At 29.4% G+C, this 13,042-nt stretch carries 11 protein-coding genes; all 11 read right to left on the reverse strand.

Annotated features, from left to right (window positions below):
• Positions 1 to 618 precede the first annotated feature (618 nt).
• Entirely contained in the window at positions 619 to 1,761 is a 1,143-nt protein-coding gene (locus ACGLWY_RS06245; RefSeq protein WP_396618816.1) for a glycosyltransferase family 4 protein, read from the reverse strand.
• On the reverse strand, positions 1,758 to 2,759 hold the full coding sequence (locus tag ACGLWY_RS06250) for a polysaccharide deacetylase (RefSeq protein WP_396618817.1): 1,002 nt from the start codon (positions 2,757 to 2,759) through the stop codon (positions 1,758 to 1,760). The genes ACGLWY_RS06245 and ACGLWY_RS06250 overlap by 4 nt, the downstream gene beginning before the upstream one ends.
• 11 nt (positions 2,760 to 2,770) lie before the next feature.
• Entirely contained in the window at positions 2,771 to 3,637 is an 867-nt protein-coding gene (locus ACGLWY_RS06255; protein WP_396618818.1) for a glycosyltransferase family 2 protein, read from the reverse strand.
• A gap of 70 nt (positions 3,638 to 3,707) precedes the next feature.
• On the reverse strand, positions 3,708 to 4,805 hold the full coding sequence (locus ACGLWY_RS06260) for an EpsG family protein (protein WP_396618819.1): 1,098 nt from the start codon (positions 4,803 to 4,805) through the stop codon (positions 3,708 to 3,710).
• A gap of 15 nt (positions 4,806 to 4,820) precedes the next feature.
• The gene (locus tag ACGLWY_RS06265; RefSeq protein ID WP_396618820.1) at positions 4,821 to 5,936 is read right to left on the reverse strand and encodes a glycosyltransferase; all 1,116 of its coding nucleotides are present in this window, start codon (positions 5,934 to 5,936) and stop codon (positions 4,821 to 4,823) included.
• A gap of 3 nt (positions 5,937 to 5,939) precedes the next feature.
• Positions 5,940 to 6,917, reverse strand: coding sequence for a glycosyltransferase (locus tag ACGLWY_RS06270; protein ID WP_396618821.1), 978 nt, complete (start codon positions 6,915 to 6,917; stop codon positions 5,940 to 5,942).
• A gap of 4 nt (positions 6,918 to 6,921) precedes the next feature.
• Entirely contained in the window at positions 6,922 to 7,992 is a 1,071-nt protein-coding gene (locus ACGLWY_RS06275) for a polysaccharide pyruvyl transferase family protein (RefSeq protein ID WP_396618822.1), read from the reverse strand.
• 22 nt (positions 7,993 to 8,014) lie between these two features.
• Positions 8,015 to 8,779, reverse strand: a complete 765-nt coding sequence (locus tag ACGLWY_RS06280) for a formyl transferase (protein ID WP_396618823.1) — start codon at positions 8,777 to 8,779, stop codon at positions 8,015 to 8,017.
• Positions 8,780 to 8,814: 35 nt separating this feature from the next.
• On the reverse strand, positions 8,815 to 10,332 hold the full coding sequence (locus tag ACGLWY_RS06285; protein ID WP_396618824.1) for a lipopolysaccharide biosynthesis protein: 1,518 nt from the start codon (positions 10,330 to 10,332) through the stop codon (positions 8,815 to 8,817).
• Positions 10,332 to 11,612, reverse strand: coding sequence for a nucleotide sugar dehydrogenase (locus ACGLWY_RS06290; protein ID WP_396618825.1), 1,281 nt, complete (start codon positions 11,610 to 11,612; stop codon positions 10,332 to 10,334). Before ACGLWY_RS06290 ends, ACGLWY_RS06285 begins: the two co-directional genes overlap by 1 nt.
• A 309-nt stretch (positions 11,613 to 11,921) precedes the next feature.
• Complete coding sequence (locus tag ACGLWY_RS06295; RefSeq protein ID WP_396618826.1) at positions 11,922 to 12,920, reverse strand: SDR family oxidoreductase; 999 nt, start codon at positions 12,918 to 12,920, stop codon at positions 11,922 to 11,924.
• Positions 12,921 to 13,042: the final 122 nt, after the last annotated feature.

Genomic DNA, 13,042 nt, shown 5'->3' on the forward strand with positions numbered 1-13,042 from the left:
TTATGTTATAAATATTTTTATTTAGAGAATTTACTTCTATATATCGTACATTAAAAAAACTTAAAATATTGTATTTTAATCAAATAAATTAATTGAGTCTCAATAATATAATAAATGTTCGGAAAGAGCATTCTTTCATTATCTTCAATATTGAATTGATTTAATTTTTTATGAGAAAAAATGAATTTGTAATAAAAGAATTGGCATAAAACAATAATTATGGTAACAACCAACAAACACCTTGAATAATTTATGTGTAAATATTTTATGATTGATTCTTTGTTTTTGTAAAAATAACTCCTATGCCACCTGCCACCATGCATTGAAATCTAGTAACATGAATGGCTAATTGTAAAGTAGTACCAGAAATAAACAAATGAAGAATTATTTTTGTTTCAAAAAGTAATATTATTAATAAAACAGAGACATTAAATAATTTATTTATACTTAGGCATTTATTAAGCCAAGGCCAAAATATATAAAATTGCTCTTTAATACCTAATGACCAATAGTATATAGTTTTACAAAAAGAATATCATTCAATTTTTTGAAATCGTAAATTTAATCAAATTGATTGGTTTTTATGATCGAACCCTAGTCCATATTTTTTTTTAAAATTCAATTACGTGCAGATATAGCTTGATATGTTTTTAGTGCATTTTGCCAAACAAATTCTTGATTATACTTATTCAATACATAATCCTTTGTAACTTCTTTCATTTTAGTTATGGACTCGGGATTGTTAATAAAAAAATCCATGGCATCAATTAAATCACTTTCAGATCGGGGTTGGATTAATTTTCCATTATGGCCATCTTTAATAATTTCATTACAACCAGATATATTTGAGCATATTACAGGAAGTCCCATTAAAGCCGCTTCCATTATGGAAACACCAAAGCCTTCTCGATAGCTAGGAAGAATAAATGCGTCCATGATATTTAAAAATGGTTTTACATCATATTGATAACCAACAGCTATGATGTTATTATTTGTAATAATTTCATTTTTTATATGATCTTGAAGCGGGTCTAATTCATCTTCATACCTACCAAGCATTAATAATTTTGAATGTGGATATTTTTTGTTAATCTTAACAAAAACTGAAATTAATTCGTTTATTCCTTTATCACTAACTAACCTACCTACATATCCGAAGAGAAAATCACTTTTGGCTATATCATAATTATCCCTTAAACTTTCTTTAGAAAATAATGTTTCAGAATATTCTTTAGGGTCTATACCATTTGCACTGCCTTTTCCAATTATTAAAATTTGCTTTTTTGTAATATTGTTTTTAGTTAAATTTTCTTTTACACCAAAACTTACAGCTATAATATCAGTCGCAAAATAACAAGTCAGGCGTTCCATTGTTACTAATATGTAACGTTTTAATCCTTTGTCACCTTCATAGCGAAGTCCATGAATATAATATATTCTATGGGGTATTCTGGCAAACCAAGCAGCTGTCATGCTAAGCAACCCCCCTTTAGGGGTATTACCATGTACAATATGTGGTTTTGTTTTTTTAAATAGAGATATTAAACTAATGAGACTTTTTATGTCTTTAAAAATTGAAATAGGACGTTCCATTTTAACAGAGTGGTATTTAACACCTTCTTTTTCTGCAATGTTTTTTAAATTTTGGTCATAACTGGAAAGTAATTCTATATCAAAAGTTTTGTTTAAAAACTCAATTTGTCCTCTAAAAAAATTTAATGTTTCTGAAACTGTTGAAACAATAATGAACTTTTTTTTCATATATTAATATTTTCTTTTAAAATTTCATTTGTTAGCTCAGTCATAGTGGCGCTTTTAAAATTATATTTCTCATTCAAAAGAGCATATTCCTTAAAAATAGATTCCAAATTATAAAAATTTTCTTCGATGTTAGATCCAAAATTATGTGGATGCCACCATAAATGAAAAAGCTCATTATTTAATGCTGCATAACGCATTGCTTTTCTTATTCTCAGACATTTAAGGGATTCTAAAAAATATAATTTGGGAATAAATGGTCTCAAAAATCTACTTGATGGTAAATTTATTAATCCCGATTCATCTTTTTTTAAACTATTTATTGGATACGTATTAAAACCACTAATGTTGATGTATCCATCCATAAACCTTATTAATCTATAAAGCTTTCTTATTATCTTTCTTTTTTGAAGTAACTTAACATCATATAAAAAATAATTTTCAGTACCCCTATATGAAATTATACCATTTTGTCTACATGCACCTAAATATTCTTTTGTTACTTGGTTCTTAGGAAACACAATGCTATTAATTTCAATATTCATATCATTAGCAATTTTTTTAGCAGCAATTAAATCTTCTGAAAATTCATCAATTGATTGACCAGCTTCAAGGCAATTATAATGACCAAAGGTATGGGTGCTAATTTCGTGATTTCCGTTTAACACTATTTTTTTTATAATAGATTTTGCATAATGTATAGTATCTGTACTTTCATTTTCACCAATTTCATCAATAAGTCTATATGGGTTTAGTTTAGGGTCACTATATTGTGGAAGTTTGGCCGGCAAGTATTTTCTAATTTCGTCTTTACTATCTGCAAATAATAAACCTACTGTGGCAAATGTTAACTTTACACCATATTTATCACTTAAAATAATTAATCTATCAATAATTCCTTTTACATTATTTAAATTATTTTGGTATTGATCTAAGCTAAGAGCGTCAAAAACACCCCAATGTAATTCAAAATCTAATGAAATTATAAATTTGCCATTCATAGTATAATCATTTAAAAAGTTGGAAGTTTGGTGTTTTTAATAATTTCAATTTCTTTTAAATAGTTGTCCTCCATAGTTGTATCGGTACCTTTATAGCTTCTGCGTTTCAAAAGAATATCTTCTTTATTCATTAAAGAAATGCCGAAAACAATTAAAGATTTGAATTTTGACTTTACATACAAAGGCAAAAACTTGCTATCTGCATATTTTTTGTACATAACTCTTTCATTTTTATAAGCGGCCAATACTTTTTTTGAAGTTGCATTATTTTCTTCTCTATAGTAATACAATAAATCTGTTATAAATTTAATATTAAAGTCATTTTTTTTGCAAGACCGTAGCCATAAATCGTAATCTTGTGCAATTTTCAAAGATTCATCGTATTTATTTCTTTTAAACCAATCGGTTCTACTTACTATACTTGCGTGTAAAGGTGTTGCTCTTTTATAAAGTAAATCATTAAATGAAATCTCATTTAATTGTACATATCGGCCTCCTAAATAGGTTAAATCATTAGTAATAGAAATGGTGCCAGTACTCACTAAATCAATTTCTGGATTATTTTTTAGAATATTCATTTGGGTCTCAATACGCTTAGTTGACATCAAATCGTCGGCATCCATTCGAGCTAAATAATCATACTTAGCTAATCTTACAATTTCATTTAATCTAGCGGCCAGTTTTTTGTTTTTTCCGTCAGAATACACGCTAACTCGTGGGTCATTAATTGATTTTGCAATTTCTAATGATCTGTCCGTAGAACCATCATCCATTAAAATTAATTCCCAATCTTGATAGGTTTGGGCAAATACTGATTTTATTGCTAATTCTAAATAATTTTCGGCGTTGTAAAATGGAAGACCAATTGTTATACCCATAGATTATTTTTTAAGGTTTATACAAATATTTTATTAAATTAACTTGGCGAATATAAATATATAATATCGGTTATCTAATGCTATAATATAAAAACATAGCAAACGTGAAACCAAAATATATTAATACTACATAACCTAACTTTTTAAATTGATTTACCCATAAATTTTCCTTTAATAGGGGGTAAATTACAATAACAGCCATCATAAACCAAGATAGATATGCAAATCTGTTTGAAAAGTTAGCACGAATAATCATAATCCAAAAACCATTAGCTATTATATATGTATGTAGTAATCTGTCAAAAATTATATCTTTAAAACCATTTTTAAATTTATAATGCAAAGCCAGTAATATAGGAGCTACACTATAAATTAAGAAATCATATCTAAACCCAACGGAGGCAAATTTATTAGCATCAGCATCTGTGGTTAAGTATGTTGAAAAGCGATCATCACCAAACCCAATACTAGCAAATATATTTTCCCATATACCTCCCATGGTAATAGATAATACAATTGCTAGAATATAAAAGAAAATATATTTTTTTGTATCCGGTATATAGCTCGTAATTCCAAATGCGACAATTGGTAAAAGCATACTATTATGAAATGAAAAAGATAGCAAAAAATAAAATAACATTAAATAGAAGTTTTTTCCGTTATAAGCTATTGCTAAAATGAATAATGAGGTAGCCATACCGTTCCTAATGCCATTTACACCATATGTCAAGAAAGAAAAAGATCCTACAAATAATAAAAATGCAAAAAAATAGTAATCTGGAAACCATTTTTTACAGGCAATATATAACGGTATAACATAAATACAAGCAGATACAAAAAAAAACCATTCTAGGGTCATTATTTTAGTGCAAAAAAGTATAAAATATGAAAACCCGTAATCAGCATTAATTTCATATGCTCCATATTTGTATCTCTCAAATATATGGGCATATGTCGTCATATCAATAAAAATACCATTTACTGGTCTAAACCCTATATACATTATAATACTTAAGCATAGTAATAAGGCAAAAAATCTATTAAAATTTAGAGTTTTAGAATCGTTATAATTTAATATCATTGTATGAAAAAATGTGATAAGACATACTAACAATATAGTATAGTAATATATATCAACATAATATCTAATTGGAACAAAATCTAACATGATTAAAACTACTAATTATTTATTATAAATTTTTTCTAATTTTTTGACACTCACTTCAATGTCAAACCCTTTTTGCTTAAGAACATTATGTCTTATTTTAGAACTAAATTTTTCATTATTGATGAGGGATATTAACGCATCATACCAAACATCACTTAGTTGATTAAGTGAACAAAATTTTACTAAATTCAATCCCAAATCTACTTCATTTGATATTCCTTCTGAAATTAATGCTGGTGTACCTACGGCTTGTGACTCCACCAATATAACTGGAAACCCCTCATATAAAGAAGGCATTAAAAGCACATCAGAATTTGATAAAATAATATCAATATCTTTTCTTACCCCTAAAAAAGTAATGTTATTGCCTAACTCATTAGAATTTACTAATTCTTTAATTTCATCTTCTAAATAGCCCCCTCCAACAAATAACATATGAAAATCTAGTCCTTTCTCTTTTAAAAATAGTGCAAAATTTACAGAGAATATATGATTCTTTACAGGCATAAACCTTCCAATTTGACATAAGATAAGTGTTTCATTATTGATTTTATTATTATTGAAATATTCAATATTTTTTTTCAAGTCACCAGCTTTTAAAAACTTATGTACATCTATTGCATTTGGGATAAAAATAATGTCTTTATATTTATTTGGAAATAAAAAATCACCAGCCTCTTTTCCGCAAGCAATAAAATCAGTGGCTAAAATGGAAATTACTAATTTTGAAATTTTTTGATAAAGGCTTCTAATTACACTTTTTGAATTAAAATCTTGTGTTGAATGTGCGTGTACTAAACGCCTTTTTATACCACCAATATACCCAGCAGTAAGATGAAATGAATTAGCTAACAGTTGATGACAATGAACAGCATGAAAAGGCTTATTTTTTTTTATAATTTTATACAATTGATAAGTACGAGCAATGGGATTTTTGGAATCTTTTTCAGAAATTCTATATACTTTACCACCAAGGCTTAAAATTTCATCATCATAAGAGCATGAACGCTCTGTAAAATATACAAAATCAAACTGATACTGCGTTCTATCTATCGCTCTATACAGATTCATGACCATGGTTTCTGCACCAGCTCTATCCATAGTTCCAACAACTTGTAATATTCTTTTCATTAGTTACTTTTTTATGGGTAAGATCTTGTATAGTTTATATGTATATTTAAAAACATTATAATAGCCTATTGGAACCGTTTTAATTATTTTTGTTGTTAAGGATAAATTAGATTTAAAAATAGTATCTTTTTTTAACCTATTTATTATTATAAAACCACTTTCAGGAATTTTAATATTTGCTCTAGCCGCCATATTTACTGTGCCTGTAATGGTATGTAATATCACTTTTGTTATGGCGCTTTTATAGGGCTTGCTAACGGTATCACTCTCAATTAAGTTGGCTAGCTTATTTAAAATGATAAACCGATGATCAATGTTTTTTTCCTTAATATTATTAGCAATACTGCCTTCTCGTACTAAATAATGGTAGCATACTTGAGGTATGGTAATACATTTTTTTGCATGCATTAAGGCTCTGGGTGTGAACTCTAAATCTTCATAAAGAATACCCTCAAAAAAAGTTAGATCATTAGTTAATAAGAAACCTCTCTTATATATAAATTTCCAAATATAGAATTGATTTTTTAAATGATTGATAAAAAAATCTTCACCTGAAATTGGATTCAATATTTCTGAAGGAATATATACTTTGGTTGATTGACCTAAAGACCAAACATCGTGTCCTAACCATATAATATCAACATCAGAGTTTAATTTTTTGAGGATATCTGGTAAGCAATTTGTTTTAATCCAATCATCAGAATCTACAAACCAAACATAGTCACCTAAGGAATGCTTTAGTCCGGTATTTCTTGCACCGCTTAAGCCTTTATTCTTTTGAGAGATTATTTTAATATATGGGTATTGCAATTTGAGTTTTTCACAAAGTTCTAAGCTATTATCTGTAGAGCCATCGTTAACCAAAATGATTTCATATAAATTCTTGCTAACGTTTTGGTCAAAGCAACTATGTATACACTTATCTATATAAGCATCTACATTATATACGGGTATGACTATAGATAGTATAGGTTGCTTCATTGCGTTAGTTTTTAATAGCATCAATTATAGGTTGATACTTTTTTAAGAAACTCTTAGTCTCAATTTCGGTCTGTGTTCCTTTCACTTCCTGCAAAGCTTTTTTAATAGAAATTTCAGAGAGGTCTTCAACTAATTTTATGTGAGCGGCATTATTAATCCAAAAATATGAGGATTTTACTTTATGATTATTATTTAAAAACACTAGAGCAGGAGTACCAGTTATATAGCAAAATATCATACCATGTAAACGATCGGTAATAACCAATTCAGATTTTTTAAAATCACTCCAAATTAATTTTAAACTTCCCACTCTATTTTTTAGACCTAAACCTTGACCACCAATGTGTGTGTCTCTATTGGTTACAGTACTAAATTCATTTTTCAATAAATTAACGAGTGTAACTTCCTGGATATTTGTTAATTTTTTCTCCTTATCATTTCTTAAACAAATAATAGCACCATTTCTATTGGTTTGAGGTATAGATTGGTTTTGGGATAATACAATGTCTGGAGTTAATATTATTTTATTTTTAGGAAAATTAACGGTGTAAAAATCAAATGATTTATGTTCCCTAGCTATCAAAGTTAGATTTGGATGTTTTGAATACGTTTTCACTGTTTTGTTTAATGCTCTAATCCCTTTTTTATCATCTTTAAAATCAATGGTTTGTGGAAAAGAAATTATTTGATTTTTATGAAAGTTAGCAATAACCAAACGTCGGTAAAGTTCAATAGATGCATATAAATCTCCCATATTACCTCCTCCAACTGTAGTGATGATATCATTTGGTTTTATTGTTTTTTTCACAAAAGCAATACCTTCTAAAGTTTTACTAATTGGTATTTCTGTAACTAAACATTCTGGAAAAAAAATATTTAAAAATTTATGTTGTGCATACGTTATGGCTACATCACCAAGATTACCATAATCTGCAGCTAAAAAAATAAAAATGCGTCTTTTTTTATTGTTAAGCACTTTAAATGAAAAGTCTGATACTGACTTTTTATTAAGTGAGAATAATATCAATTTTGTTTTCCATGATAATGGAATTATTTTTTTTATATACGAAATCATTTTATAAAACTTTAACTGATAATTATTTTACTTTATTAATTAATCGATGTTTTAAATAAAACCAAATGGTTGGATGTGTCCAAAATTTACTGTCTAAATCATTAGTTATTACTTTATGTTTATCGTTCAATAAATCATTTATAGCAAGTTTTATAAGGTCGATTCCTTTTGCCAATTGCAAATAAGTATAAGATACAAAGTTGTCATCTTTATTTGTTTGAATCAAATCTTGATACAAAATACCGCCAGTATCAATACCTGGGTCTACCAAATGTACACTTACACCACAATACCCATCGTTGTTTATTTTAGACCAATAAGCGCCATGGATACCTCTATATAAAGGCGTGAGTCCTGCATGTGTGTTTATAAATATTCCTCTGATAGAGTTTAGTACTTCTTTTGATATAATACGGGTTCCATTAACAATTACAATATCTGGATTTATTTTTTGAAGTGTTTTTATGCATACTTCTGAATTTGCAGAAGGAACATTGATTAATTTATCTTTTTCAAAACCCGTGAAATCTAAATAGTTATTTTTTATAATTTCTTTGATTCTTTTTTTACTTTCTTTATTTAGAAAGGGTACCACTAATTTTTGAAAAAGTACTTGACCAATTACTTTTATTAGGCCTAATTTTTTTATGCGTCGTTTAATAAAATCTTTTCTGCTTTTTGACTTTTCTAATATAACGTGAGTAATATTATAGTTATTCTTTAAAGCATTATATATTGCATAAGAAGAATGATCTCCCCCGACGAGCATGACTATCTTTTTCTCCATAATTTATTTATATTTATTTTGAGGTTGCTTGCAACTTATTTTTTATGAAAAGGTAAATGTTTTAATGTTGATTTTAAAAGAGATTTTTCATATTCAGTCATAACTCTAATTGATGCAAAAGCATATAATAAACTATAAATTAAAGCACTAAACACAAAAACTATTAAATTTCTTTCTGGCAAAAAATTACTTGTAAAAAAAAGCATTAATGAAGTAATTATTGTAAATGTTAAGAAAAGTGGAGATATTTCTTTGTAATATCTCAACATATCTAAATTGGTTTTTTTCTGGTAATAAGAAATCATGATTATTCTTTCTAATAACATAAAAAATACCACAGTTGCTATCATTTCAAAAACACCAAATTTTTGCACTATAAAAACACTTAAAACTGTTCCAGTAACAGTTAAAGCTAAAAGCAATTTACCTCTATAAGCTAATAAATTTTTTGCTTCTAAAATATTATTTGCAAAGCTTTGAGAAAGGATGGGAGTTAAACCGAACATTATTATTATAGCATAATAATATGCCAAATTATATTCGTCTCCAACCCAGAAAAAAACAAAATCTTTACCTATAATAATAAAAGCTCCAAAAATATATAGCAAAATGATGAGTATGATTCTAGAAATTTTAATAAATGTATCAGTTAATTCGTCTTTTGGAATATTTTTAACAGTCAATTGAATAGCTCTAGGTAAAAATACTGAAGATATAGCACTTGAAAACGCCCCATAATAATTTCCTAAAGTAATCCCTACAGCATAAATTGCTACGGTTGATGTAGAATAATATAAACCTATAATCATTTGCCCAAATTGCCATCTTAACTGGTGAACTATGGCAAATACAAATAGCCAAAGTGAAAAACCAAGAATGCTAGAAAATAGTATTCTGTCGAATTTATGTATCTTAATTTTAACGTTTAATATTTTAATAACAATATAGATATCTATAGCAATAACAAGAAGATTCATTATGGTATCCAAAATTATTAAACCAACAGCATCGGCACCATAAAGCAAAATGACAACTACTAATATACTTCTGACAACATACTTTATTATATTAGTTATTTTTGGGAGAATGAATTCTTCATAGCCATAGCAAATACCAGCAAAAGCACCGCCCGGGAGTGAAATTGCTAAATTAAAAATCAGCAAAAGCATCATTATTTTAGCTTTTGCAATTTGTTCTACGGTTAGAGTCTCACTATATAAGCTATCTAAATTAAAATATAGTATAAATCCTAATATTGTTACTATTAATGATATGAAGGTATACATGATGAAGCTATGTGCCAAAAAATTCTCTTCACCTTTCTTGTTGTTTTCTGCTTTATATTTAGCTACAAAACGAACAATGGTATTATTTAAACCGAAATCTAAAACACTCATATAACCCACCAATGCACCAATCATGGTATATAAACCATATTCGGCACTTCCAAAAGAGCGAATTATGAAAGGGGTAAGTACTAACCCTACTATATTGGTTAAAAATATAGTAACATAAGATAAAGTTGCGCCTCCTTTAAGTTGGTTAACTTTCATTAAAGTCTTTTAGAATTTGGATTTGTTAGAACTCCTTTTACATCATATAAAACACCATTAGTGTTTAAAAGTGCATTTAGTTCTACATTTAAAAATTCATTATGAGCTACTGTTAATATAATAGCATCAAATTTTTCTTCTGGTAATTTGTTGATTGTTATCAAGCCATATTCATGCATAACTTCCTCATGGTTTGCCCATGGATCGTAGATGGTCACGTTTGTGCCATAGCTTTTTAGTTGATTAATAACATCAACGGCTTTTGTATTTCTAACATCAGGACAGTTTTCTTTAAAAGTGATGCCTAAATTTAGAATTTTAGCGCCTTTAATTCGAATATCATTTTTAACCATTAGCTTAATAATTTCTGAGGCTACATATTGCCCCATACCATCATTCACACGACGCCCAGCCAAAATAATTTCGGGGTGGTAACCCACTTCTTGGGCTTTTTGTGCCAAGTAGTAGGGGTCGACTCCAATGCAATGCCCACCAACAAGCCCTGGCTTAAAGGGCAAAAAATTCCATTTAGTACCAGCGGCTTCCAATACGGCATGGGTATCGATATCCATGAGATTGAAAATTTTTGCCAATTCGTTTACAAAGGCAATGTTTATATCGCGTTGTGAATTTTCAATAACTTTCGCTGCTTCTGCCACCTTGATCGTAGGGGCTAAGTGGGTGCCTGCCGTTATAACAGAGGCGTATAGGGCATCTACTTTTTTACCAATTTCTGGGGTGGAGCCTGCAGTCACTTTTAAAATTTTATCCACCGTATGCAATTTGTCTCCTGGATTAATACGCTCGGGGGAGTAACCGGCAAAAAAATCTTCGTTGAATTTCAAACCACTGACTTTTTCCAGTACAGGAACACATTCTTCTTCGGTGACACCTGGGTATACAGTGGATTCGTAAATAACAATGTCTCCTTTTTTAAGCACTTTACCCACGGTTTCACTAGATTTGTAAAGAGGTGTTAAATCGGGTCGGTTGTTTTTATCAATGGGTGTAGGTACTGTTACCACATAGTAGTTGCAGTCTTTAATAGCATTTATATCTGTTGAACAAAATAGGCCGTTTTCGGTATTGTTTGTGCTTTTTATAACGGCTTTAAGGATATCTTGTTCTACTTCTAGGGTGACATCGTTACCTTCTTGTAGTTGGTCAATGCGTTTTTGATTGATATCGAAACCTACTACATTGTATTTTGTGGCAAAGAGTCTTGCTAGTGGTAAGCCCACGTAGCCTAAGCCTATGATTGCGATTTTGATGGTTTTCATTTGGAATGTTGATTCGTTTATTTGTTTATTTGTTGAACTTTGAACAACTTTTGATTCTTAATTCATAATTCTTAATTTGAATCGTTTAATTGTTGAATCGTTGATTTGTTGAATTGACAACTGCATACTGACTATTTACTAATGCCTATTGGCTATTTGTTTTTTTAAGGTCTTCGACAAGCTCAGACTGACATTGGGTTTGTTATTGATTATTTTTTATTGTTTATTCGGTGAATAGACTATTTTGTCCACTGTCTATTCTCTATTTTCTATATTCTATATTCTATTTACTTGACTAACCCCCAACACCTACTTCAAATGTTGCCAGTACCAAGTAACGGCTTCCTTGAGTCCGTTTTTGATATCGTATTTTGGGTTGTAATTTAATAAGTTTTTGGCTTTGTCTATAGAAGCTAAAGAGTGGGGGATATCTCCCATTCTATTATCTCGATGTTTTATTTCAATACTGCTTATAGTGCTATCGAATTCCGATAAATATGTTTTTAATAGGGTCGCTAATTCCAAAAGTGTGGTGCGCTCACCATAGGCTACGTTATATACGGTATTTAAAGCGTCTTTATTGGTGGTCGTTAGGGCATTCAGATTCATTTGCACGACGTTGTCAATATAGGTAAAATCCCTGGAATAGCTTCCATCACCATTAATAATGGGGGATTCATGCTTTATAAATTGCTGTACAAATTTTGGTATGACCGCCGCATAGGCGCCATCGGGGTCTTGCCTTTTTCCAAAGACATTAAAGTATCTAAGGCCAATGGTATCGAAATTATAGGTGGTATGGAAAATATCGGCATACAATTCGTTTACATATTTGGTTATGGCATACGGGGAAAGTGGCTTTCCTATGGTGTCTTCTACTTTTGGCAAGGCTTCATGGTCGCCATAGGTTGATGAACTTGCTGCATATACAAAGCGTTTAACTCCTGCATCTCTTGCTGCTACCAACATGTTTAAAAAGCCAGACACATTCACATCGTTGGTTGTGATAGGATCGTTAATGGATCGTGGTACTGAACCTAAGGCTGCTTGGTGCAACACATAATCTACATGGGTACAGGCTTTTTTACAATCTTCTAGATTTCTTATATCACCTTCTATCAGTTGGAAAAGACTATTTTCGAGAAAGGGCTTGATGTTATCTAATTTTCCTGTTGAAAAATTGTCTAAACAAACGACTTGTATCTTATGTTTAAGCAAGGTTTCACATAGATTTGAGCCTATAAAACCTGCACCGCCTGTAACAAGAACGCTTTTGTTACTTAGTATTTTTAATTGTTGTTCGGTCATTTTTAGATTTGGAATGATTAATAGCTGGGCAAATATTGTAAAAATATATTTAGATATGTTAACTATTATATTAATGTTATGATTTTTCCGATGAAATTCAAATTGCGATGGTTTTTGGGTGA

The organism is Mariniflexile sp. HMF6888, assembly GCF_044335535.1.
Lineage (GTDB): Bacteria > Bacteroidota > Bacteroidia > Flavobacteriales > Flavobacteriaceae > Mariniflexile.